This window comes from Achromobacter sp. PD1 (genome assembly GCF_048541815.1).
In the GTDB taxonomy this organism is placed as follows: domain Bacteria; phylum Pseudomonadota; class Gammaproteobacteria; order Burkholderiales; family Burkholderiaceae_B; genus Achromobacter; species Achromobacter bronchisepticus_A.
Genome location: NZ_CP183349.1, coordinates 6278409 through 6301253, shown reverse-complemented (window position 1 = coordinate 6301253; position 22845 = coordinate 6278409). Strand labels below are relative to the sequence as shown.

Below are 22845 nucleotides of genomic sequence, written 5' to 3'. Positions count from 1 at the left end.
TGTTCACGACGCGCCCGGGCAGGCAAACGCCTGCATCTCGCCCAGATGGAAAGGGCTCTTGACGCTGCTGGCGGTGATCTCCAGCACCACCTTGCGTCCGCCCAGGTCGAATGTGGCCAGCGTGACCTCCGGCGTGGCCCCGCGCCGCAGCTGGGCGCGGTCCAGCATGCGGTTCAGCGCCCAGGGACCGGACGTGGTCATGCCCGCCGCCCCGACCTGTGGCGTAAGCTCGATGCGCACCTGGTTGCTGCCGCGGGGGCCGGGCCACTGCACCGTGGTCGCCACCTGCGGGCCATGCGCGTAGCGCACCGCCTGGCCGTCCACGTCCATCACGAACTGGGTAATGCCCGCGTCCATTTCCACGGGCTTGATGGCCACCCGATACGAGGGCATGGGGTTGCCCGCCATGAAGTACACGTCGCGGATCACGCCCGCGCGCTGGAACGCGTCCAGCGTGGCGGAGTTCTCCCCCGACTTGCCGTCGATGCCCGGTTTGAAGCGCCACCGCTGTCCGGAAACGTCGATCTGGTTCGCCAAATTCTTCTGGAAGAAGTCGTCCATCAGGCCGTTGGGCCCGAACAGCCGCGCCATGTCGTTGGGCGCCACGTCGCGCGCCGAACGGCTCGAAAACGGATAGCGTCCGGCCACCGACTGGCCGCAGAACATGCCGATGGTGGCGGACACGGTCTCGCCCATGCGCGCGCGGGCCACGTCGGACACCTCGCCGGACGCGTTCACCGATAGCGCATTGAGCACGTCGCGCAGCGGCCCCGGCAAGCGGCCCGCCTCGGCCCGCAGCTTGGTCACGGAATCCGAGCTGGGCGCGGGGCTGCCGCTGCGCAAGGCCGCATCCGCCGCCGTCAGGTAGGTATAGAGCTCGTTGATGAGGCCGGTGGTGGCGGCGATCGGCGAGGTGGCGCCGGCCGCCGCGCCCTCGCCTTCGGCCAGCCGGCGGTACGGCTCGAAATGCTGGTCCACGATGCGCTCGAGCTTCTCGTCCGTGGCGTCGGCCCGCATGGCCGCGCCGGGTCCGGTTGGCCCGAACATCTGCTCCAGCGCCTCGCGCGTGCTGCTGACGCGGTCGCGCGCCTGGTCCACCAGCGAGCGGTCATCCTTGCCGGTATCGCGCAGCAAGGAGGTCTCTCGCGCAACGCCGCGCACCAGCTGCACCAGCGGCGACTCCGGCGCGGACAAGGTGCGCGCCATCTGGATGTTCTGCAGCAGCGACTTGCTGGGCGCCAGCTGCATATCGTTCAGATAGCCGTCCCACTGCGCCACGTAATCGTTCATGTACAAGCGCTTGATGTCCACCACCAGCTGGCGTTGCGCCGTCTGGTCCAGCTGGCTGCGCAATGGGATGTTCAGGATCCACGCATCATCCGAACGCAACACCTCGGCCACGCCGGTCACGCGCTTGTTGAAGACGTCCCAATAGCCGCGATAGCTGTAGAGCGCGGGAATGCCCTGGCTCAACGGCTTGCCGCTCTTGCGCACGAAGACGGCGCTGGCCTGCGCGCCGCCCAGCGTCACCACCGTGATCTCGGGCGCCGCATCGGCGTTGGCCAGGGTACGGCGCAGCCGGCTGTATGCGCGTTGCGCCAGCGTGTAGCGCGCCAGCTTCTCGCGCGCCTGGGCCACCAGCGCGTCGTCCTTGGGAAACGGCGAGGCCAGCACGTGGCTCTGCGTCAGGTTGCGCAGGTGCAGCGACAGCTGTTCGTACTGGCGCCGCGTGTAGCCGTCAGGCAGGGTGGCCTGCATGTCCGAGAGCAGCCACGCATGCATGAACTCCGCATCGTAGCGCTCGGCCTCGTACAGCATCAGGTAGGCCCGCAGCGCCTCGTAGGAATACTCCAGGTCGCTGGCCGAGGCGTCGCGCAGGGCCGTCTCGACACGCCGCGCCACCTGCGGCAGCAGCACCTGGTCCAGCGTATTGCCGTACACGCCCTGCGCCGCCGCCCGCAGCTTCTGGCCCTGGTAGAGGCCATAGCGATAGCTCAGCGGCGGATTGTCGATCTCGAAGCCCTCGTGCTGGGGCAGGTACCAGAGGCTGTCCAGGAACGGCATCAGCCCCAACAGGTCGCCGGTGCGCGTGATCTTGATGTCGCGGCTCAGCTTCTCCACCGCCGGCACCCGCCGCGCCACTTCTTCCACGTAATCCGCGTTGTTGCGATAGCTCATGGCCCAGCCCGCGACCAGGGCCAGGAAGGCCGCCGTCACCAGGCCGTACCCCGCCCAGTGCAGCTGCCGATAGCGACGTTCCCAGCGCAGGTTGCGGCTGGCCAGGCCCGCCTCGCGGAAGATGACGTCCTGCAGCAAGTTCTTCAGGAAGTAGCTGCGTCCTTCCGCCTCGCCCGGCACGCTGGCCGCGGGCGCGGCGCCGCCGTCGATGCGCAGGTAGCGCTTCAAATGGCCAGTCACCTGGTCGAAGGTCTCTCCGCCCTGCGTGCCGCTGGTGAAGTAGACGCCTCGCGGGATCACGCGCGCCTCGAACTTCGAGGTCGCGAACACGTCACTCAGGAAATGGCCCAGGATGGCCTGCAGGCCCGCGAACTGCTGCGGCAGCATGTAGGCCAGCGCGCGCCGCGCCGGATCGCTCTCTGCCGCCACCACTTCAGGCAAGGCGTCATCCAAGCGCCGCTGCAACAGCGCATATTCTTCGTGAAAGGCTTCATACAGGTCGAAACCCGGCTCCTGCGCGCGCGCATACGGCAAGGTAAAGCCCCAGATCTGCGCCAGCTCGTCGCGGGTAAAGGAAGCGAAGTACTCTTCGAAGCCCGACAGCAGATCCGTCTTGGTCACCAGCACGTACACCGGGAACGCGATGCCCAGCTGCTCGCGCAATTCCTGCAGGCGGCGCCGCAGCACTGCCGCATGCTGCGCGCGCTCCGCGTCGGACGCCGACAGCAGGTCTTCGACGCTGACGGTGAGCATGGCGCCGTTGATGGGCTGGCGGCCGCGGTACTTGGACAGCAGGCCGAGAAAGCCGCGCCACTCTTCTTCGTCTCCGGTCGGATCGCTTTCGTGCGTGGTGTAGCGCCCCGCCGTGTCCAGCAGCACCGCATCGTCGGTGAACCACCAGTCGCAATTGCGGGTGCCGCCCACGCCGCGCAAGGCCACCTTGCCGTAGCGTTCGGCCAAGGGAAAGTTCAGCCCCGAATTCACCAACGCGGTGGTCTTGCCCGCGCCCGGCGCGCCGATGATCACGTACCAGGGCAGCTGATACAGGTACTGCTTGGAGAACCGGTCGAGCGCGCCGCGCCTGCCGCGGCTCTCGAAGCGGGTCTTGCGCAATAGTTCCACGGCTTCGTGAAAGCGCGCTTCCAGCTGGCGTATCTCATCGTTGCCGGCGGCTTCCTCCAGCGGCTTTTCCGCCTTGGGTCTGGGCCGCCGCAACTGGCTCAGCAGCTGCGCGTTCAAGCGCCCTTCGCGCCATTTGCGCCACAACAGCCGCAGCAGCCAGATAGCGAACATCGCCACGATGACAGCGATGCGCACCGTTTCGCTTTCCAACGGGCGCACCGTGCCGATGGCGATGAGAGGCCCCGCGATCCAGATCAGCACCGCCAGGGCCACCAGCCCCAGGAAGTTCCACACGCGGCGGCTGAAGAACCATCCGAACAGCCTGTAGATCATTCCTGTCCTCCCTGCTCGTGCGCCACCGGCGGCACCAGCACCGTGATCTCCACCCGCCGGTTCAGCGCGCGGCCCGCGGCCGTATCGTTGGGCGCAACCGGATCGGCGTCACCGCGGCCTTCGGCGCGCACCCTGGCCGTCTGGCCCAGGCGCTGCTCCAGCATGTCCTTGACCGCATCGGCGCGCGCCTGCGAAAGATGCCAGTTGGACGGAAAGCGCGCGCTGCGCATCGGTGTGTTGTCGGAGTAGCCGCGCACCAGGATGCTGCCCTGCGTCTCGCGCAAAGCGTCGGCCACGCGCGACAGCACCGGCAGGTACTGGTCGCGCACGGAACTGGCGCCGGATTCAAATACGCCGTCGCCCCGCAGCACCACCACGCTGCGGTCCACCTCGTCGCGCACGGTGACCAACTGGTCGCGGATCTCGGGCGCCAGGAACACCGCCAGCCGCGGCGCGGGCGCGGGCCGCTTCACGGTGGTCGGGGCGATCTGTACGGTCGGCGGACGCAGCTTGGCGATGGACGCGAACACGGCGTCGGATTCGCTGCCCAGGCGCCAGCCCAGGCCCCAATACAAGGCCAGCGCCAGGACGGCAGCCAACGCGCCGAACACCCATAGCGGCACGGGCAGGCGGCGCAATGGCGTCTGCGCCGGCTCGTCGCGCCAATGCGGAGACAACGCCAGCGGATAGTCGCCGCGCGCGCCGCGCAGGATGCGCAACAGGCGCTGGCGCAGCGTTTCCAGCTGCGAACGGCCGTTGTCGATGACGCGATAGCGTCCCTCGAAACCCAGCAGCAGGCAGTAATACAGCAATTCCAGCAGATCCAGGTGCTGCCCCGGATTCTGCGACAGCTTGGCCAGCAGCTGGAAGAACTTCTCTCCGCCCCAGGTCTCGTTGTGGAACGTGACCAGCAGGCTGTGCGCGGACCATACGCCGCCCCCGCCCCATGGCGTAAGCGCCGCCGCCTCGTCCAGCGCCGTGCACAGGCAATAGCGCGCACCCAGTATGGTTTCGTTGGGGATGCCCGCCTGCTGCGCGCGCAGTTCGAATTGACGCACCTCGTCCAGCAAGTGCTCGCGCAGCATCGCGGGCGAGGGATGCGTCGCCGTGGCGCGGATCTGCGGAATCAGGTCCAGCAGCGGGTTCGCCGCCGCCACCAGCGGATTGGCGCCGCTGATGACGTAGTCGTGAGGCCGCAGCCTGCCCGCCGTATTGGCGGCGCCTTCGCCGATGCCGCCCGGGGGGCCGGCCAGCGTGTGATCCGAAGCATGCATAGTTGTCTCCGCCTGGTTTGGCCGCGCTCAGTCGCGCAGCGCCCAGAACTCCATCGTCAGCCCGGGAAAATCGCCCGCCAGATGCAACGCAAGCGCGCCGGTGCGCTCCAGCTGCTTCCAGAACTCGCCGCTCTTATCCAGTTCGAAATAGACGTGTCCGGCGCTGTACGGAATCTGCCGCGGCGCCACGGGCAGCGCGCGCACGCCGACGCCCGGCAATTGCAGGTGCACCAGGTCGCGGATGCGCTCCACCGGACCGATCTTGACCTGCGCCGGAAAGCGCGCCCGCACGGTCTCCACGCCCATGTCCGCATGCACCGCCAGCACGAAGCCGGCCGACTGCAACAGTTCCGCGTCCTGGATCTGCGCCACGCGCACGCCCTGGCCGCGGTCCTGCAGCGGTATCTGCAAGGCGCGCTGCTCCAGCACGGCCGACAGCGATCGGCGCAGCTCATTCATCAACGGCGTGAAGCTGCCCTGCAGATCGTCGTGCACGTAGTCCGGCAGCACGCCGGGCCGCCGCGTGGCGGACGTGAAGGTGGCCAGGTCGCAGGCCAGCATCAGCCAGTCGTGGAACAGGCGTTCGGGATGCTGCGCCGGAAGCTGCCGCGCATGCCAGATCGAACCCATGTAGCGGTTGACGGTCTCCAGCAGCATGAAGTCCGACACCTCGGAAACGCCGCCGCGGCCGGGCTGCGACAGGCGCGAGGCCAGCGCCTCGCTGCGCGCGTCGAGCAGCCCCTGCAGTTCATCGACGAAGCCGCGCAGGACCGGATGCTCGCCCGCCGCCAGCCACGGCGCCACATAGCCTTCGTCCAGCACCACCCGGTTGTCCGAACGCCGCTCCAGCACGCGCGCCACCCCCAGGCCCAGCCAGTCGTCGGTAAGTTCGTCTTCCAGCATCAACCGCAGCCGCAAGCGTCCGAGCTGCATCAGGACGGGTTCCAGAGCCACGGAGCCGCTGTCTTCCACTTCGGCTTCGTGCACCAGATAGCGCGCCAACGTGTCTTCCTCGCCTTCGTAGATGACGTCGCTGGCGCCGGCGCGCACGCGCGGCAGGGCCAGCACGACGCGCGCGCCGCGCGTCTGGGCCGGCACTTCGAACGCCGCAGGCGCCGCGTCCGGATGCGAGAAATCAAAAGGCGTGCCGTCGGGCATGACGCCTTGCGCCCTGGTCACCGCCACCTTGCCGATCGCCAGCGCGTCGCGGTCCAGCGACAGCTGGCCAAAGCCCCAGAAGCATCCCTGGAGCATGGCTGCGCGTTGCTGCGCGGCGTGCAGCATATGGCGTTCAAACTGCTGGAAATGCTGCGGCCGCAGGAACATGCCCTCCGACCAGATCACTTTGTCTCTGCTCACCATGTGCGGTTCTCTTCGCTTCTAAAAGGGCCACCACGAACGGCTGCGATCCACTTCTTCCAGCCCGTCGCGCTTGACCGCGACCTTCACCGTCTCCTCGTTCGGCGAAAACTGCCAGACCTTGTAGATGTTGGTGTTCTGCGCCTCGGGCAACGACACCAGCAGCCGCCACTTGCTTTGCTCCAGTTCGCGATAGGCCGCCACCACGCCCACCACGCGCGCCTCGGCGTTGCCGGGGTACTGCACCACCTTGGTTTCGCCCGGCTTCAGGATGACCTGGTCGACATTGAGCAGCTCCGCGCCCAGCGCCGCGTGCGCATCGCCCTGCAGTGTGAAGAAGTCACGCGATTCGAAGATGCTGGCCGATTTCAGTTCATAGATGGTCACCTGCACCGGCGACGGCCTGCCGCTGGCGTTCTGGTTCACTTTCGGATCCGCGCGCAGTTCGATCGCGTACGGCACGGGCACGCGCTTGGCCGTCGACGAACATGCCGCGAGCATCGCCGCCGTCAACGCAGCCGCGAGCATCGCCGCGATGCGCCGCCGTTTCGTCGGAATCACTCGTAGGCATGGACTGCTCATAAGACCTCGGAAATAAAAGTACACACGTCTGTTACGCCGCGACGCATACCTTGCACGGCGGGCCGCTATCATCGGCGGAATGACCAGGCCTACACACTCCAAACGACACGCCCGCGCCATGAAACAGCCCGCACGCATCTGCTTGATATCCACGCTCGCGCTGCTTGCGGCCTGTGCTTCCACCCCATCGCCGCAGGCTGTGGAAGCCTTGCAGCAGGTGCGCGACGAATACGCCGCCAGCCGCTTCGGCGCCGTCGTGCGCACGGTGGCCACTTCCGACGCGCTTGCCACCGCGCCCACGGCCATGCGGGTCGAAGCGCTCAAGCTGCAGGCCTTCAGCTACTGCGTGACCAACTATCGCCAGCTGTGCGAAGACAGCTTCGCGCGCATCCTGCAGTTGCAGCCCTCGTTCCAGCTCGCGCCGAATGAGGCCGGACACCCCCAGTGGGGACCGGCGTTCCAGGCGGCGCAAGCGTCCCAGACCCGTTAACGCGCCGACGGCGCCCAGGAGACAGGCGTGAAGCTCACCGTGTTCCAGCGTGCCGGCGATCCGGCCTTCGAACCCATCCACGCCGTGTTCACGGCGCCCGGCGGCACGGTAGGCCGCAGTCTCGACAACCAACTGGCCCTGCCCGACCCGACGCGCGGCATCTGCCGCGTGCAGGCGGCGATCCGCGTCAACGACGAGGACGCCGGCTTTCTGCTCAACCTGAGCGACATGAGCACGGTCAGCGTCAATGGCCAGGCGCTCGCGCGCGACCAGGAAGTGCCGCTGCATCCAGGCGACGAACTGCAGATCGGCGACTACCGGCTGCGCGCCGCAGCGGCCGCGCCCGAGGCGCCGGCAACCAGCGTGGCCGCCGCGGCCGACGACGACATCTTCAGCGACCTGATCGGCCCGGGCACCCTGCCCGTGGGTAGCGCGCCGGACGTCTCCACGCACCCCTTCGATCTGGACTCCGCGCAAGCGCGCAACCCGGAGGATCCCCTGCGCCACCTGCCGCCCGGCGACGGCGCGGTGTCGCGCCCGTCCACCGATCCGCTGGCGCTGTTCGATGCGCCCGGCGACGGCACGCCCAGCATCTTCTCGGACGGCACCCCGTCCGCCCTGCCCGCCCACGACGCGCTGGCCGAGCACCGCACTCATCCCGTCGACGACACGCTGGGCCGCCCGCGCGACGCGGCAGACGCCCGCAGCGCGTCCGACCATCTGCGCGAGATCGGCGGCTACCTGCGGCCCGCGCCCGTCAAGCCCGAGTCCGGCGACAAGAACCGTTGAGGTCTCAGGCGTAGTCATAGCGGAACTCCCCGTCGGCGGCCGACAGGCTCACCTTGCTCAGCCTGCGGTCCTGCATGGAGGCGCCCAGCAGTTCCCGGCTGATCCGCGGCAGCACCGTGTTGGTCAGCACGGCATCCACCATGCGCGCCCCCGACTCCACTTCGGCGCAGCGCGCCACCACCAGCGCAGTAGCCTCGGGCGTCACCTCCAGCACGATGCCGTGCTGCTCGAACAGGCGGCGGCGCACGCGTTCGAACTGCAGGTCCACGATGCGCGCCAGCATGGCGTCCGGCAGCGGCAGGTAGGGCACCGCGACCAGCCGCCCCAGCAGCGCGGCCGGAAAGGCTTGCAGCAGCGGCTCGCGCAATGCCGCGGCCAACGCGGCTGCGTCAGGCAGCAGCTCCGGATCACGGCATAGAGCCGCAATCCGTTCCGCGCCCACGTTGGAGGTCAGGATGATCACCGCATTGCGGAAATCGATGTAACGCCCCTCGCCGTCCTCCATCCACCCCTTGTCAAAGACCTGGAAGAAGATCTCGTGCACGTCGGCATGCGCCTTCTCCACCTCGTCCAGCAACACCACGCTGTAGGGCCGCCGGCGCACGGCCTCGGTCAGCACGCCGCCCTCGCCATACCCGACATATCCCGGCGGCGCGCCCTTGAGCGTGGACACCGTGTGCGACTCCTGGAACTCGCTCATGTTGATGGTGATCAGGTTCTGTTCGCCGCCGTAAAGCGCCTCGGCCAACGCCAGCGCGGTCTCCGTCTTGCCGACGCCGCTGGGACCGCAGAGCAGGAACACGCCTACCGGCTTGTCCGGGTCGGTCAGGCCGGCGCGCGAAGTCTGGACGCGGCGCGCCACCGCATCCAGCGCTTCACGCTGGCCGATCACCCGCGCCGAAAGCGTGTCCGCCAGGTCCAGCACGGCGCGCGCCTCGTCCCGCAGCATGCGGCCCACGGGTATGCCGGTCCAGTCGGCCACCACCGCGGCCACGGCGGCGGCATCGACCGCGCAATGCACCATCGCCGTCTCGCCCTGGCTGGCCGTCAGCGCTGCACGCGCCTGCGCCAACGCGTGGCGCTGATCTTCCTGGGCGTCGGAGGACGCGAGTTCCAGCGTCTGGCGGAGTGTCAGCACGCGCTCGGCCAGCCCGCGCTCGGAATCCCAGCGCTCCGCCAGCGCCCGCTCCTCCTCCGCCGCGACGGCCTGCTCGGCCGCCAGCCGTTCGATCCGCTGCGCGTCGCCTTCTCCCAGACACAGCTCGCGTTCGGCGATGCGTAGCGCCAGCTCCAGCGCCTGCACCCGCCTGCGCGCGTCCTCCAGGCTGGGCGGTGCCGCATGCTGGCTGACCGCGACGCGCGCGCAGGCCGTGTCCAGCAATGCGACGGCCTTGTCGGGCAGCTGGCGCGCCGGAATGTAGCGGTGTGACAGCGTCACCGCCGCTTCGATCGCCTCGTCCAGCAGCAGCACGCCATGATGCGCCTGCAGCGTTTCAGCCAGGCCGCGCAGCATGCCGAATGCGCGCGCCTCGTCGGGCTCGTGCACCTGTATGACCTGAAAGCGGCGGCTCAATGCGGGGTCTTTCTCGATGTACTTCTTGTATTCCGACCAGGTGGTGGCGCCTATGGTGCGCAGTTGGCCTCGCGCCAGCGCCGGCTTCAACAGATTGGCCGCGTCTCCGGTGCCTGCCGCGCCGCCCGCGCCCACCAGCGTATGGATCTCGTCGATGAACAGCACCACCGGCTTCTCGCTGGCCTGCACCTCGTCGATGACGCCGCGCAGCCGCTGCTCGAATTCGCCCTTCACGCCCGCGCCCGCCTGCAGCAGGCCGATATCCAGCAGATACAGCGTCACGTCGCGCAGTTGCGGCGGCACCTCGCCTGCCGCCAGGCGCAGCGCCAGCCCTTCCACCACGGCTGTCTTGCCGACGCCGGCCTCGCCGGCCAGCAACGGATTGTTCTGCCGCCGCCGCATCAGCACGTCAATGAGCTGGCGGATTTCCTCGTCGCGCCCGGACACCGGGTCGATCTCGCCCGCGCGCGCCCGCGCAGTCAGGTCGACGGCGAACCGCGCCAGCGCGGAACCACCCGCGTCCGGCGCCCCGGCAGCGGCGACGGATGCAGTCTCGGCCGCGTCTTCCGGCGAGCCCTGCACGATCTCCGGCAGCTGTTCCAACAGCGTGTCTGGCGCGATGCGCGAGAACTGGGCCGACATGCCCAGCAGCACATGGCGCAGCGCGTAGGTCCGCGCCAGTCCCGCCAGCAGATGGCCGCTGCGGATGCGCGCCGCGCCATAGCGCAGCGAGCCCAGCACCCAGGCTCTTTCGACCGCATGGTCGATGTGTTCGGACAGGTCGGAAACCGAGCCCGCGCCGGCCGGCAGGCGGTCGAGCTCCGCGGTCAGGTCGGCCTGCAGGATGGCCAGGTCCAACCCGAAGCGGCGCGCGATGCGGTGCAGGTCGCTGTCTTGCGCGTGCAGGATCTGATGCACCCAATGCACCAGCTCCACATAGGGATTGCCGCGCAGTTTGCAGAACGCGGTGGCGCCCTCCAGCGTCTGGTAGAGCAGCGGATTGAGCTTTCCGAAGAGGTCGATGCGGCCGATATCGGACATGGCATGGTGGCGCGTCATACGCGCGTCGTCGTTGAGGTTGAGGCCGGCGCACGGCCACGTGGCGGCCGAGCGCCGCGGCTTTCGTAGTCCAGCAGGAGATCGCCCGCCTCGCCTTGTTCGGGCCGGCGTTTGCCCAGCCACGACGACAGGCCCAGCGGACGACTTGCGCCCAGGCTCAGTCCGCGCGCGTCTTCCGCACGCAGCACCGGTCTCAGGTCCCAGGCCAGTTCCATGCCGATGTAATGCCTGACCCAATGCGTCAGTTGGCGGGCGCGTGCGCCTCCCGGCAGAAAGCTCTGGTAGTCCTCCAGCGCCAGCGGGCCGATCTCGATGCGGAACTTGTGCTGGGCATCGCGCACCGCCACGCCCAGCACCGTGTCGCGTCCCAGTCCCGCAAAACCGCCCAGGCCCAGACGCTGCCCGGGCTCCAGGCGGATCCATTGCGGCACGAACTCGCGGATACGCACGGGCAGGCCGAAGAACGATTGCAGGATGTGCTTGAGTCCTTCGGGGTTGCGGGTCTGCCGCGTCAGGTGGCCCGCCATGTGGTACTTGGCGTGGTCCAGCACCGCATCGCGGCGCCGCATCGACGGCTCGCCCATGTGCAACAGGCTGGCCACGTAGCGCGTAAAGCGCTCGTCCTTGCGGTCCAGGCTGACCGTGCTCTGCGCATCCGCCCAGGCGCGGTAGAACAGCAGGATGAGCCGGTGATGGAACACGTCGGCAAATGCGGACAGCGTGCGGTCGCCGTGATGCGCCAGGCGCTCGCGGGCATGCTCCGTCAGGTGCAGGGGCAAGGGTCCGTTGGGACCGAACAGGCCGAAGCTGTAGATCGACAGTTCCGCGGGCCGCCCGCCCGTGGCGGCGCGCGCGGCGGCCACGGTGGACGGCGCGAATGCCATCGACGGCTCCTGCCGCAGCCGCACGGGTTCGTGGCGCGCAACCGTATCGCGTCCCAAGGGCTTGCGCGCGCCCGAGAGCGCATCGATCCAGCGCAAGGCATGGAACAGATCATGGGCGTACGGTTCACGCTCGACTGCGCGCCACCATTGCGCCAGCGCGCCGACAGGCGCGGCGGACGGATGGACGGGATCGGCGACGGGCTGGGCGATGTCCACCGTCCTACCCCATGTGTATCTGCTTGGCGTCCACCTTGACCAGGTCGCCGCCCGTCACCACCGTGTAGGCCGCGTGCAGCCGCGCGCTCTGCTCGGCCTGGAAATCGATGGCGCCGGCGCGCACCTGGTCCATCTCGCTGACGCTGCGCTGCGACAGCCGCGCCATCAGCGTCATGCGGTCCATCACCGCCTCGTAACTGCGGCCCACCAGCCGCACTTCACCCACGGTGGCATGCAGCTGCTTCGCCACCATGCGCATGCTGCCGCAGGTATGGCGTTCCTCTCCGGCCTCTACCGCGTACTCGGGCGCCCGCACGCGCACGGCGCTCTCGCCCTCCAGCAGCACGCCGCCGCTGCGCGAGCGCAATACCAGATCGCCCTCGGCTTGCAGCGTGGCGCGCGCGGGATCGGCCTGCACGGTCACGGCGATCAGGTAAATGCGGGCGGGGTCCGGGCCGCTGATCAGCACCTCGTCGCCCGGCTGCGGCTCCAGCAGGCAGCTGGCGGCGCGCTGCACGGTCCAGACGCGGCCATCGCAGGCCACGGCATAGCTGCCGTCGTCTTCGCGGCGCAGCAGTTCGCCCAGCAAATGGACGGGGTCGTAAGCCATGCGGCTCAGATGTGCGGCGGACTTCATCACGCGCTCCTTTTAGTGTGCACAGCCCCTAGACCACGGGCCGGCGTCCCATGCGGGGTTTATAGCGGGCGATCTCGCCGCGCTGCAGGGTCGACAGGACCAGCTCCGACATCAGGTTGATCGATACATGGCGTGCGAAGAACTGCTCCAGCACGGCGCCAAACAGATAGGGGCTGATGCCCGAAAACGCGGTCTCGTCCACCTGCAGCGCGATGCGCACGCCGCGCCCGTGGACGATGGGGCCGGGCACGGGCAGGCGGTGATGCACCGGTGTCGCGCTGACGTGCCGCAGGCCCGCGATGTGCCGGCGCATGCCCGGCTCGGCCAGGTTGCCGTACACATGCAGCATCTCGCGCAGGGTCTGCGCGCCCTGCTCGGCGTCCAGGTCGGTCAGGCTGAGGTAGTTCAGGCCCAGGTGGCTGATCAGGTGCCAGGTAGCGGCGTTCTCGGCCAGCGCCGCGCGCGGCCGTGAGGGCCCGTGCAGCACCTTGACCGCGCGCACCGGCGCCGACACGCGCAAGGTCATGTCGGTGTCGCCGCCCAGTGGCAACAGCAACGCCAGATCGCGATTGGTGCACAGGGTCTCCAGGGTCAGGTGGCGCAGGTCGCCCGAGAAAGGTGCCTCACGCCGGTCCACCAGCGACAGGAACACTTCGCTGCCGATGTAGCCGCTGCGCGTGCCGTTGCGTTGCGCGCTATCGGACACCAGCCGCGGCTCGCGGCGCATGGAGAAGTACGCGCCATGCTCGTCGGGGTCGCTGCCCAGCGAACCGTAGAACGGCCGGAACTCCTGCTCCTGCCGTTGCGCGGCAGCATGGCCGGCGACGCGCGTCACGCCGTAGACCTCGTAGTCCAGCGGGCGGCTGCGGTCGATGACCACGTGGTACTCGGAAGTCCTGGGCGTTACCGCCACGCGGTCCGCCCGCTTGGCGAACAGGTTGATCACCGGCACGCAATGCAGCGCCAGGTTGGCGGCCGATATCGCACCTTCCAGTTCCGGCGCCGCCATCGAGAACAGCAGGGTCAGGTCGAAAGCACGGGTTTCGCGCTGCGCGCCCTGGGGCAGCGCGGGCGTGCGCAGACCCTGCTTCAATCCGTTGACGCTGAAGAACAGATAGCGCTGCGCAAATGCGAAATACTCCTGCAAGAGGCGATAGCCCTGGAACACGCGGGCGTCGCCCGGCAGCAACGCCTGTTCGTCGGCAAAACCTTCGTGACGCACCGCGTCCGGCGGCAACCTGTTGATCCATGCCACCGGCCTGGCGGTGTCGTGGCCCAGCACCGCCACGGTATGCCCCATGACGACTTCAAGCAGACGCTGCATCTGCAGGTCCTGGCCGTTCAGGTGGAACACCAGCTGATCGAGATCCAGGTCCTCCAGGCGTTGCCCGCCGCAAACCTCTATCCGGATGCGCAGCGCGCTCAGCACGCGCGCAGTGCGCCCGGCCAGGCCCAGCCTCGCCAGCGGCAGATCCTGCGGCGCGGCCGTGAATTCCGCCTGCGTGACCTGCAGCGGCCACAGGCGCAGGGCGTGGCCGGTGGTGAAATCGCACGGCGTCTGCTCGCCGCGCGCCACACGGCCGCGCAACAGCGTGCCGCGCGGCAATTCGAAGCCTCCCGCCAACGTGCCCTCGTTCATGCTGGGCGCGAACTGCACGATGGCCATCGCCGGGGTGGGCGCCAGGTAGTTGGGATACACCACCTCCAGCAGCCGCTGCGAGAAGCGCGGAAACTCGGCATCCATCTTCATATGGATGCGGGCGGTCAGAAAGCTGAAGCCCTCCAGCAGGCGTTCGACATAAGGATCGGCGACCTCCGTGGCATTCATGCCCAGCCGCGCCGCCACCTTGGGATGGGCCTGCGCAAACTCCGCGCCCAGCTCCCGCAGATAGACCAGTTCCCGGTTGTAGTAATCAAGCAGCCGATCGTCCATCAGGCACCGCCCAGATCGCGCAGATCCATGTGGCCGCTTTCCAGGTCGATGTCCGTGCGGAACAGGAACTCGAGCGGCTGCGGCACGCACCACAGCATGCCGCGTATCTCCAGGCTCAGCACATTGTGGTGCTCCAGCGTGCCGGCATCGGACACGCAGCGCACTTCCACCGACGAATCCAGGATGCGTGGCTCGAACGCGGCGATCGCTTCGCGGATCGACTCTTCGACGTCGATCCAGTCGATCTCCGACATGCGCTTCCCGGCCATGGCGCGCACGCCGAAGTTCAGCGCCGAGGCGGCCACCGGGCGGTGCGCCGACAGATCCTGGGACGCCTGAAGATTGACGGTATTGAGCAGCCAGCGCAGGTCCCGCAGCACCGCCGCGCGCAGCGCCTCATGCGTCAGCATGGCGTTTTCGCGCGGTTCTTCGCGCTTGGCGGGTTCGTTGTCCATCAGGCGGTCCAGCAGCGACGGCTGCAGCCGGTCGCGCGCCGCGCGCTGGCCGCGCGAGAGCGGCTCCCAATCGCCCGGACGGTCGGCGTGGCCCATCACGCCAGCTCCAGGCTGCGTACCTCGAGCAGCGCAATATCCGCCGCATCCGTCAGCCACATCTTCTGCCCCACGCCCGCGTAGGTATCACCCTGCAACGCGCGCCAGTCGGTCGTCCTGCCCAGCTTGGCCGAGTCGGAGAGTTCCACCATGCGCGCGCCGGGCGCCGCGGGATAGCGCGCCGGCACCAGGCCCTGCCGCACCCGGCCGTCTTCCAGTTCGATCTCGGCCTGCGCCCAGACCAGATCGCACAGGCCTTCCGGCGCAAGCAGACGCACGCGCTTGAGCGCGGCGAAGGGCAGCCACACGTAGCGCCCGCCAGCCAGGAACTCGAACACCGGCCCAAGGCGGCTGTCGCCGTCGCAGATCCACTGGAACGGCTGCGCAGTCTCTTGCGCCGCCAGTTCCAGCAGACCGGCGCGCGCGCTGGCATCCTCGAAAGCCTTGCCGCGCAGCTCGGCCGCCTGGGCTGGCACGGTACCGTCCAGGCGCAGCGCCGATATCATGGCCCGCAGCCAATCGGCGGGCTCGCCCAGCAGCGCGGGTTCGCCTTGCCCGGCAAGCACGGCCTCGCGCTCGCGCTCCGCCGCGATGGCGCTGGCGTAGAGCACCTGCGTCGGCCGCGCCTGCGCGTTCAGATGCCCGCAGACATTGAGCTGCTCGGCCGCGCGCGCCCAATCGCCCTGCACCGCCAGCAGCTGGAACAGCTGGGCGCGCAGGTCCGCGTCGGCGGGCTGCCTGCGCACCTGCGCCTGCAGCTCGTCCAATTGGCCAGCCAGGCTGAGCGCGCCGAAAGGAACCGCGGCGATGGACATGGGTGCCTCCGCCCTAGCCCACTTCCTTGTTCTGCTTGATATCCCAGGCCACCAGGCTTTCCGCGCCCTTGCCGCCCTTGTCGGTCTGCTCCCAGTACTGCTGCTTGACCTTGGCCGCCTGGAACGCGAAGTTCACCACCACGCCTTCGGCGCTGCGGTCCCCGGATATCTGCACCGACGACACCAGCACGTCTTCCAGCGTGATCTTGGAGTATTCGATCTGCTCGCCGCCCGCCTTGCACATGGACAGCTCGATCTTGCTGAGGTGCTTGCCGCTGGCGCAGTGCTTCATCACGGCCGGCGCGGCCTTGTCGATGCGGGCCACTACGTGCAGGTCGTTGAAGCTGGCCTTGCCCGCGCCCAGGCCGCCACCGCTGGCCAGGTTGCCTGGCTGGGTGGCGCCCCATGAGAAGGACACGATATCGGTCCAGTCCTTGTGGTTGGCGTCCTTGGACTCACCGTTGGCGCCATCGATCTTCATGAACATATCCACTGCCACATCTGTCTCCTGGAGTTATGGGGCACGGTTGCGCCCCGACTTGTCAGCGCCACTCAGCCTTCGTTCTGTTTGAGCGAAGGCAGCTTGGAAACCAATCGCAGCGACACCGTCAGCCCTTCCAGCTGATAGTGCGGCCGCAGGAAAAACTTGGCGGAGTAATAGCCCGGGTTGTCCTCGATCTCCTGCACCTGCACCTCGGCGGCGGCCAGCGGCTTGCGCGCCTTGGTTTCCTGCGAGGAGTTCACGGGATCGCCATCCACGTAATTCATGATCCAGTCGTTCAGCCAGCGCTCCATGTCGTCGCGTTCGCGGAACGAGCCGATCTTGTCGCGCACGATGCACTTCAGGTAATGCGCAAAGCGGCAGCACGCGAAGAGATACGGCAGGCGCGCGGCCAGCTTGGCATTGGCCGAGGCGTCGGCCTCGTAGTAGTCGTGCGGCTTTTGCAGCGACTGCGCGCCGATGAAGGCGGCGAAGTCGGAGTTCTTCCGATGCACCAGCGGCATGAAGCCGTTCTTGGCCAGTTCGGCCTCGCGCCGGTCGCTGATGGCGATCTCGGTCGGGCACTTCAGGTCCACGCCGCCGTCATCGGTGGGAAAGCTGTGGCACGGCAGGTTTTCCACCGCGCCGCCCGACTCCACGCCGCGGATGGAGGTGCACCAGCCGTACAGCTTGAACGAGCGGTTCACGTTGGCCGCCATGGCGTAGGCGGAATTGGTCCAGGTGTAGCGGTCGTGATTCGCGCCGTCGGTGTCTTCCTCGAAGTCGAATTCGTCGACGGGGTTGGTGCGCGCGCCGTACGGCAGCCGCGCCAGGAAGCGCGGCATCGCCAGCCCGATGTAGCGCGAGTCCTCGGATTCGCGCAGGCTGCGCCATGCGGCGTATTCCGTGTTGGTGAAGATCTTGGTCAGGTCGCGCGGGTTGGCCAGTTCCTGCCACGAATCCATCTGCATTACGTTGGGCGAAGCGCCCGCAATGAAAGGGCAATGCGCGGCGGACGAGATCTTGGCGATCTCGCCCAGCAGTTCCACGTCGGGCGGGCTGTGGTCGAAGTAGTAGTCGCCGACCAGGCAGCCGATGGGTTCGCCGCCAAACTGGCCGTACTCTTCCTCATACACGCGCTTGAAGATGGGGCTCTGGTCCCAGCCCACGCCCTTGTGCCGCTTGAGCGTGCGGCCCAGCTCCGACTTGGACAGGCACATCACGCGGATCTTCAGAAGCTCATCGGTCTCGGTGTTGGTGACCAGGTAATGCAGGCCGCGCCACGCGCCCTCCAGCTGCTGGAAGTCGGGGTGGTGCATCACGCGGTTGATCTGCTCCGACATCTTGCGGTCGATCTCGGCGATGATGGCCTGGATGGTGCGGTAGGCGTCCGACGACAGGCCGACGCCGCTGTTCTCCAGCGCCTGGTGCGCCAGCGTGCGCACGGCATGCTCCACCGCCTCCTGCGCCTGCTCGGTCTTGGGCTTGAATTCCTTCTTCAGCAGGGCGGAAAGATCGTCCGCCTGCAGGGTCTCGACAGCGCGCGCGTCGGCGCGTTTGGCCACTGCGGTCATGGCATTCTCCGAAAAGCGATTCAAGCGGAAATCAGGCGGCCGGATCCTGCGCGGGGGCATCGGATGCGCGCGGATCCTCCTGCGGCTTCGGCGCGGCCGCCAGCGCGTTCATCAGCGCCGGATTCTTGAGCACGCTGCCGATCAGTTCCTCGGCGCCGGTCTTGCCGTCCATGTACGTCAACAGGTTCGCCAGCTGGGTGCGCGCGCTCAGCAGTTCATTCAGCGCGCCAACCTTGCGGGCTACGGTGGCCGGCGAAAAATCGTCGATGCTCTCGAACGTGACGTCGACGTTCAGGTTGCCTTCGCCCGTCAGCGTGTTGGGCACCTGGAACGCCACGCGCGGCTGGATGGAGCGCATGCGTTCATCGAAGTTGTCGATGTCGATGTCGAGGAACTTGCGCTCGCCCACTTCCGGCTGCGGCGTTTCGGACTTGCCGGCCAGGTCCGCCAGCACGCCCATCACGAACGGCAACTGGATCTTGCGTTCCGCGCCGTAGATCTCCACGTCGTACTCAATCTGCACCCGCGGCGCGCGGTTTCTTGCAATGAACTTCTGGCCGCTTCCCTTCAGGCTGGTCGCCATGATGTCGTCTCCTCTTGTTGGTGCGGCGGCTGGCCCGCCTTACGGTTCCTGCCGGTTTGCTTCGGACCGCGGCAGCCATGCCTCGAACTGCTCCAGCCCCTGGGGCGCCAGATTCCTGATGATGTCGTGAAAGCTCATCGGGATGAGCTGCTGGGCCCGGCGGATGAGGTAGGGCGCGGGATGGCCGGGCTCGTTGGCCTCGAAGTAGGCGCAGACCTTGGACAGCATCGCCACGGCCTCGTCGCGCGATTGGATGGGCATGTCCCGCCAGCGCGGCGCGCCCTCGGCGGCGGCAAGCGGCATGGCGGCGATGTCGCCGGCGGCCGGCGCATCGTCCGCGGGCATCGCGGCCGGCGGCGCGGGTTGAACGTCCCGCATTGCGTCCAGCACCAGGTCCAGGGTGCGGAGAATGGCGGCGTAATCGGGCGCCCAGGCGGCGCCCAGCTTGTCCGCCACGAGTTTCTGCATGCGCCGCAGCGCCTGGGCGGCCGACTGCAGCGCGTGCGCCTCGGCATTGCCCTGCGCCCAGGCCTGGCGCAAGCGCTCGACCAGGCGCGGCCGTCCGCCAGGATAGGCGTCCGCGTCCTGGCGACTGCCATCGAGCAGCGCCTCGGTATCGCGCAAGCTCAGTTGCCCGTGCACGCCACTGACCAGGCTGGCCGAGCGCACGCTGCGCGCACAGCCCTGCATGTCGCCAAAGGCCGCCAGCGCATTCATGCGGGGCATGGGATCGTTTTCGCCGACGCTGTCGAGCCGCGGATGCACCGGATCCCAATAGCGTTCCAGCGTATCGACGGCCAGCGCCAGGCCGTCGCTATAGCCGGGCAGGCCGCGGATCTCGGTCCAGGCAGAGGTCAACAGGCCGATGATGCGCAGGTCGCGGGTGCGCTCCAGCAGTGCGCGCGCCAGGCGTTCGACCTCGCGCCAGTCGGGCGGCTGCGCAGCAATGATGGTCGAGCCGAACTGCTGTTCGTCGCGACCCGCCGCGGCTTGCTGCAGTTGCAGGAAGTCGGCGTCGTATTCGAGGTCTTCCCCGCAGGGCAGACGTGAATCGAGTGTATTGAGGATGTCGGCGAATTCCATAGTCATCAGTTAAATGCCTGCTGGGATGCTGCCTGGATACAACCACTACGCTCCGCGCTGCTTCACGGAAGGGTGAATTCTAGGCATCTCTTTCCGCATGCAACGGCAACCTAACAACTACAGATTTTTCTTACAGATAACTAACACCCGAGTAAATAATTGAACACTTCTCTCCCTGCTGCATTGATTTTTAGACACAGACCTTACGGAATCCAGCCCGGCGCGGAAGGACTGTTACCGAAGCGTAAAAAACACAAAAGCATGTGAGAGCGCTTCTCGGGCGCTTTCGCCCCTGCCTACAATCGGCGCTCACGCTGGCGGCAAGACCGGCGCGCATCAGATCCAGAGACAGATTTCCCCGGCGCAGACCCGTTCGTGACGAGCCCTGCCCGCCCTTTGCAAGCGGCCCCATCGCGTGGCCGGACATCCCATTGCAGTCATCGCGACGCGCTTCACGCGCGGCCGCGAAGAAATCGAAAGCAGCACACGCAGCAACAGGCGAAGCATTCTCATAAGGAGACGGTGAGATGGACCGCAACGTGCCCAGCGAACGTGTCGTCAAGGCGCATACGCCCCTGCCGCCGGAACAACTGAAGTTCCGCGCCATGCACGGCGCCGAGAGCCTTTCGCAGCTGTACGAGCTGGAGATCGAACTGGTCTCGGAATCCTATTCGCTGGACATGAAGTCGCTGCTGGGCAAGCCGCTGACGCTGGAGATCGAAACCGGGTCCGCCGCGCCGCGCTATCTCAGCGGACACATCACGCGTTGCGCGTTGGTAGGCCGCGAGAACAACACCTCGCGCTACACCATCTACCGCGCCACGGTGCGGCCGTGGCTCTGGTACCTGACCCAGACCTCGGACAACAAGATATTCCAGAACAAGAGCGTGCCCGACGTCATCCGGGAAGTGCTGAAGGACTACGACTATCCCATCGAGTTCAAGCTGGTGGACAGCTACCGCAATTGGGAATACTGCGTCCAGTATCAGGAAACCGACTACGCCTTCATCAGCCGCCTGATGGAGCACGAGGGCATCTACTTCTGGTTCAAGCACGACAAGGGCAAGCACACCCTGGTCCTCACCGACGACATCACGCAGCACGAGCCCGTCCCCGGCTACGAGCAGATTCCCTATTACGGGCCGGACCGCATCACCATCCCGCGCGAAGACCATGTCTACAAATGGGAAGTGGCCGAACAGATCACGCCCGGCGCCTTTGCCACCACGGACTATCACCCGCTCACGCCCGCCGCCAGCCTGGAAGCCCGCCGCAACAACCCCGGCGCCCACGATCACGGCGACCTGGAAATGTACGAATGGCAAGGCGGCTACACCAACCCCGATGACGCGGAGCACTACACCCGCGTGCGGCTTGAAGACCTGCAATGCCGAAAGGAGCAGAGCGCAGGCGGCTCCAACGCCCGCGGGCTGGCCACGGGCCATCTCTTCACGCTGCGCAATCATCCGCGCCAGGCCGAGAACCGCGAGTACCTCGTCGTCAGCACCTACTACCGGATCCGTGAAACAGGCTATGCCAGCGGCCAGCCCGATCCCGGCGACTTCGACCTGGAATTCGTCGTGCTGCCGTCCAGCACCCAGTTCCGCGCGCCGCGCGTGACTCCCGTCCCTCGCACCCATGGCCCACAGACCGCCACGGTAGTGGGCAAGGAAGGAGAGGAAATCTGGACGGACAAGATGGGCCGCATCAAGGTGCAGTTCCATTGGGACCGCTACGGCAAGAAGGACGAGAACAGCTCGTGCTGGGTGCGCGTGTCCAGCCCCTGGGCCGGCGGCGGCTTTGGCGGGATCCAGCTGCCGCGCGTGCGCGATGAAGTGATCGTCGACTTCATCGGCGGCCAGCCCGACCGCCCCATCGTGATCGGCCGCGTCTTCAACGCCAACAATCTGCCGCCCTGGGACCTGCCGGACAATGCCACGCAAAGCGGCTTTCTCAGCCGCTCCAAGAGCGGCACGCCCGCGACTGCGAACGCGCTCATGTTCGAGGACAAGAGCGGCAGCGAACGCATCTGGCTGCACGCGGAACGCGAACTGTGCACCGAAGTGGAGGCCAACGAGTTCCACTCGACCGACGAGAACCGCACCACCACCATCGGCGACAACGACACCACCAAGATCGGCGGCAACCGCGACATCAAGGTCACCGGCACCGACAAGCTGCACGTCGAAAAGACGCGCGACGTGTTCGTGAAGGGACACGAGGAATACACCGTCAAGGCATCGCGCACGGTCAACGTGAAAGACGGCCTGATGGACGAGAAATTCGACAACGGCCTGAAGACGACGGTCGCGGCCAAGGGCGAGGAACGCGAGATCACGGGACTCTTCAAGGAAACCTTGAAGAATGGCGAACAGGTCTACGTGAACGAAGGCGACTCGCTCCATCACGTCAAGACCGGCGCGCTCACCGAGAAGGCCAAGGGCAAGGTCGAGGTGCTTTCCACTGACGCGAACATGGACGTCAAGGCCAAGACCGCGATGCACGTGGAGTCCGAAACGGCCACCATGGATCTCAAAGCCAAGGGCAAGATAGACATGGAGTCGACAGGATCCACCGTGCTGGTCAAGGCCGATGGCAACATCACTTTAAAAACGCCCGCCGACGTCGTCATGGACGCCGCCAACGTCAAGGATCTTTCCAAGAAGAGCTGGCTGCAGGCCACGCCCTTCTCCATCGGCCTGGCGGTGGCCAAGGCGGAATTCGGCATGCATCGCATGGCGCTGTTCCGCACGACGGTCATGCTGAATACGTCGTTCACCAACTATGCCATCGTCAGCAGTATCGGACAGGTAGTGTCCTACCGCACCACCGGCTCGAGTTATGCCTACGATGGTGTCAAGGCTGAACAGGTCCCGCTGCGCGCGTCGATGGCCGGCCTCTGGAGCATCATCTAAGGCCGCCATGTCCGACTTCATCGATGCATGGCCCGGCTGGGCCAAGTGGGTGTGGCTGGGTCTCTTGCTGTCCCTGGCGCAAGCGGCGTACATGCTGTGGCGCGAGCGCCAACGCCGCGCGGCGGGACGCAAGCAAGTGCGGCGGCAGGACGGCTTGCGCGCCAGCGGACTGCCCGGCACCGCGCGGGTGACTGCGGCGCGCGACACGCGCCGCCGCATCGGCGACACCTTGTATTTCATCATCGAACTGGACCTGGAGGTCGCCGCCACCAGCGCCACACCCGCCCTGTCACGCACGCTCAGCGTGCCGCTGTCGCCCCTGCACCTGGCCGATTTCAGCGCCGGCAAGACCATACAGGTGCGGGTCGATCCCGCGACCCGGGAGGTTGTCGTGGACCAGGCCACCGGATAGCC

18 protein-coding genes are annotated in these 22845 nt (G+C 67.3%); 4 read left to right on the top strand and 14 right to left on the bottom strand.

The window, feature by feature from the left end:
• Positions 1-3: 3 nt before the first annotated feature.
• Genes tssM through tssJ form a run of 4 tightly spaced genes read right to left on the bottom strand, consistent with a single transcriptional unit; the run spans position 4 to position 6848 of the window.
• A complete protein-coding gene (gene tssM, locus ACM1PE_RS29685; RefSeq protein ID WP_059379430.1) occupies positions 4-3633 on the bottom strand; it encodes a type VI secretion system membrane subunit TssM in 3630 nt (1209 codons plus the stop codon).
• Positions 3630-4907 (bottom strand): DotU family type VI secretion system protein, encoded by a 1278-nt coding sequence (locus ACM1PE_RS29680; RefSeq protein WP_059379429.1) that lies wholly within the window; start codon positions 4905-4907, stop codon positions 3630-3632. The genes tssM and ACM1PE_RS29680 overlap by 4 nt, the downstream gene beginning before the upstream one ends.
• A gap of 27 nt (positions 4908-4934) precedes the next feature.
• Positions 4935-6269, bottom strand: coding sequence for a type VI secretion system baseplate subunit TssK (tssK, locus tag ACM1PE_RS29675; protein WP_419341924.1), 1335 nt, complete (start codon positions 6267-6269; stop codon positions 4935-4937).
• Positions 6270-6287: 18 nt separating this feature from the next.
• Complete coding sequence (gene tssJ / locus ACM1PE_RS29670; RefSeq protein WP_059379427.1) at positions 6288-6848, bottom strand: type VI secretion system lipoprotein TssJ; 561 nt, start codon at positions 6846-6848, stop codon at positions 6288-6290.
• Between the two features lie 118 nt (positions 6849-6966).
• Between tssJ and ACM1PE_RS29665 the strand changes: the two genes are divergently transcribed.
• Both ACM1PE_RS29665 and ACM1PE_RS29660 read left to right on the top strand, forming a co-directional pair.
• Entirely contained in the window at positions 6967-7338 is a 372-nt protein-coding gene (locus tag ACM1PE_RS29665) for a TssQ family T6SS-associated lipoprotein (RefSeq protein ID WP_059379426.1), read from the top strand.
• 27 nt (positions 7339-7365) lie between these two features.
• Positions 7366-8127, top strand: a complete 762-nt coding sequence (locus tag ACM1PE_RS29660; protein ID WP_419341921.1) for an FHA domain-containing protein — start codon at positions 7366-7368, stop codon at positions 8125-8127.
• Positions 8128-8131: 4 nt separating this feature from the next.
• Here the strand turns inward: ACM1PE_RS29660 and tssH are convergent, their stop codons facing one another.
• The 10 genes from tssH to tssA form a co-directional block, all read right to left on the bottom strand.
• A complete protein-coding gene (tssH, locus tag ACM1PE_RS29655; protein WP_306637586.1) occupies positions 8132-10741 on the bottom strand; it encodes a type VI secretion system ATPase TssH in 2610 nt (869 codons plus the stop codon).
• Between the two features lie 14 nt (positions 10742-10755).
• Entirely contained in the window at positions 10756-11859 is a 1104-nt protein-coding gene (tssG, locus tag ACM1PE_RS29650; protein ID WP_419341919.1) for a type VI secretion system baseplate subunit TssG, read from the bottom strand.
• A gap of 4 nt (positions 11860-11863) precedes the next feature.
• A complete protein-coding gene (locus ACM1PE_RS29645) occupies positions 11864-12496 on the bottom strand; it encodes a DUF3540 domain-containing protein (RefSeq protein ID WP_059379424.1) in 633 nt (210 codons plus the stop codon).
• Positions 12497-12524: 28 nt separating this feature from the next.
• Positions 12525-14429: a type VI secretion system baseplate subunit TssF gene (tssF, locus tag ACM1PE_RS29640; RefSeq protein ID WP_059379423.1), complete on the bottom strand. Its 1905-nt coding sequence runs from the start codon at positions 14427-14429 to the stop codon at positions 12525-12527.
• Complete coding sequence (tssE, locus tag ACM1PE_RS29635) at positions 14429-14980, bottom strand: type VI secretion system baseplate subunit TssE (RefSeq protein WP_059379422.1); 552 nt, start codon at positions 14978-14980, stop codon at positions 14429-14431. The genes tssF and tssE overlap by 1 nt, the downstream gene beginning before the upstream one ends.
• Positions 14980-15795 carry a type VI secretion system accessory protein TagJ gene (locus ACM1PE_RS29630; protein WP_419341914.1) on the bottom strand — a complete coding sequence of 272 codons (816 nt, stop codon included), beginning with the start codon at positions 15793-15795 and terminating at the stop codon, positions 14980-14982. Before ACM1PE_RS29630 ends, tssE begins: the two co-directional genes overlap by 1 nt.
• A gap of 13 nt (positions 15796-15808) precedes the next feature.
• Positions 15809-16276: an Hcp family type VI secretion system effector gene (locus ACM1PE_RS29625; RefSeq protein WP_088607795.1), complete on the bottom strand. Its 468-nt coding sequence runs from the start codon at positions 16274-16276 to the stop codon at positions 15809-15811.
• A 71-nt stretch (positions 16277-16347) separates the two neighbouring features.
• A complete protein-coding gene (gene tssC / locus ACM1PE_RS29620) occupies positions 16348-17850 on the bottom strand; it encodes a type VI secretion system contractile sheath large subunit (protein WP_059379448.1) in 1503 nt (500 codons plus the stop codon).
• 31 nt (positions 17851-17881) lie between these two features.
• The gene (tssB, locus tag ACM1PE_RS29615; protein WP_059379420.1) at positions 17882-18433 is read right to left on the bottom strand and encodes a type VI secretion system contractile sheath small subunit; all 552 of its coding nucleotides are present in this window, start codon (positions 18431-18433) and stop codon (positions 17882-17884) included.
• Between the two features lie 39 nt (positions 18434-18472).
• The gene (tssA, locus tag ACM1PE_RS29610) at positions 18473-19516 is read right to left on the bottom strand and encodes a type VI secretion system protein TssA (protein WP_419343869.1); all 1044 of its coding nucleotides are present in this window, start codon (positions 19514-19516) and stop codon (positions 18473-18475) included.
• A 527-nt stretch (positions 19517-20043) separates the two neighbouring features.
• On the opposite strand from tssA, the gene ACM1PE_RS29605 reads away from it, so the two are divergent.
• Positions 20044-22431 (top strand): type VI secretion system Vgr family protein, encoded by a 2388-nt coding sequence (locus ACM1PE_RS29605; protein ID WP_419341910.1) that lies wholly within the window; start codon positions 20044-20046, stop codon positions 22429-22431.
• Positions 22432-22438: 7 nt separating this feature from the next.
• On the top strand, positions 22439-22843 hold the full coding sequence (locus ACM1PE_RS29600) for a hypothetical protein (RefSeq protein WP_059379417.1): 405 nt from the start codon (positions 22439-22441) through the stop codon (positions 22841-22843).
• Positions 22844-22845 lie beyond the last annotated feature (2 nt).

What these genes read in the sequence shown, in the direction of transcription:
- tssM (WP_059379430.1), bottom strand. Translation starts at nt 3,633, where the DNA reads ATGATCTACAGGCTGTTCGGATGGTTCTTCAGCCGCCGCGTGTGGAAC.
- ACM1PE_RS29680 (WP_059379429.1), bottom strand. Translation starts at nt 4,907, where the DNA reads ATGCATGCTTCGGATCACACGCTGGCCGGCCCCCCGGGCGGCATCGGC.
- tssK (WP_419341924.1), bottom strand. Translation starts at nt 6,269, where the DNA reads ATGGTGAGCAGAGACAAAGTGATCTGGTCGGAGGGCATGTTCCTGCGG.
- tssJ (WP_059379427.1), bottom strand. Translation starts at nt 6,848, where the DNA reads ATGAGCAGTCCATGCCTACGAGTGATTCCGACGAAACGGCGGCGCATC.
- ACM1PE_RS29665 (WP_059379426.1), top strand. Translation starts at nt 6,967, where the DNA reads ATGAAACAGCCCGCACGCATCTGCTTGATATCCACGCTCGCGCTGCTT.
- tssH (WP_306637586.1), bottom strand. Translation starts at nt 10,741, where the DNA reads ATGTCCGATATCGGCCGCATCGACCTCTTCGGAAAGCTCAATCCGCTG.
- ACM1PE_RS29645 (WP_059379424.1), bottom strand. Translation starts at nt 12,496, where the DNA reads ATGAAGTCCGCCGCACATCTGAGCCGCATGGCTTACGACCCCGTCCAT.
- tssF (WP_059379423.1), bottom strand. Translation starts at nt 14,429, where the DNA reads ATGGACGATCGGCTGCTTGATTACTACAACCGGGAACTGGTCTATCTG.
- tssE (WP_059379422.1), bottom strand. Translation starts at nt 14,980, where the DNA reads ATGGGCCACGCCGACCGTCCGGGCGATTGGGAGCCGCTCTCGCGCGGC.
- ACM1PE_RS29630 (WP_419341914.1), bottom strand. Translation starts at nt 15,795, where the DNA reads ATGTCCATCGCCGCGGTTCCTTTCGGCGCGCTCAGCCTGGCTGGCCAA.
- ACM1PE_RS29625 (WP_088607795.1), bottom strand. Translation starts at nt 16,276, where the DNA reads ATGAAGATCGATGGCGCCAACGGTGAGTCCAAGGACGCCAACCACAAG.
- tssC (WP_059379448.1), bottom strand. Translation starts at nt 17,850, where the DNA reads ATGACCGCAGTGGCCAAACGCGCCGACGCGCGCGCTGTCGAGACCCTG.
- tssB (WP_059379420.1), bottom strand. Translation starts at nt 18,433, where the DNA reads ATGGCGACCAGCCTGAAGGGAAGCGGCCAGAAGTTCATTGCAAGAAAC.
- tssA (WP_419343869.1), bottom strand. Translation starts at nt 19,516, where the DNA reads ATGGAATTCGCCGACATCCTCAATACACTCGATTCACGTCTGCCCTGC.
- ACM1PE_RS29605 (WP_419341910.1), top strand. Translation starts at nt 20,044, where the DNA reads ATGGACCGCAACGTGCCCAGCGAACGTGTCGTCAAGGCGCATACGCCC.
- ACM1PE_RS29600 (WP_059379417.1), top strand. Translation starts at nt 22,439, where the DNA reads ATGTCCGACTTCATCGATGCATGGCCCGGCTGGGCCAAGTGGGTGTGG.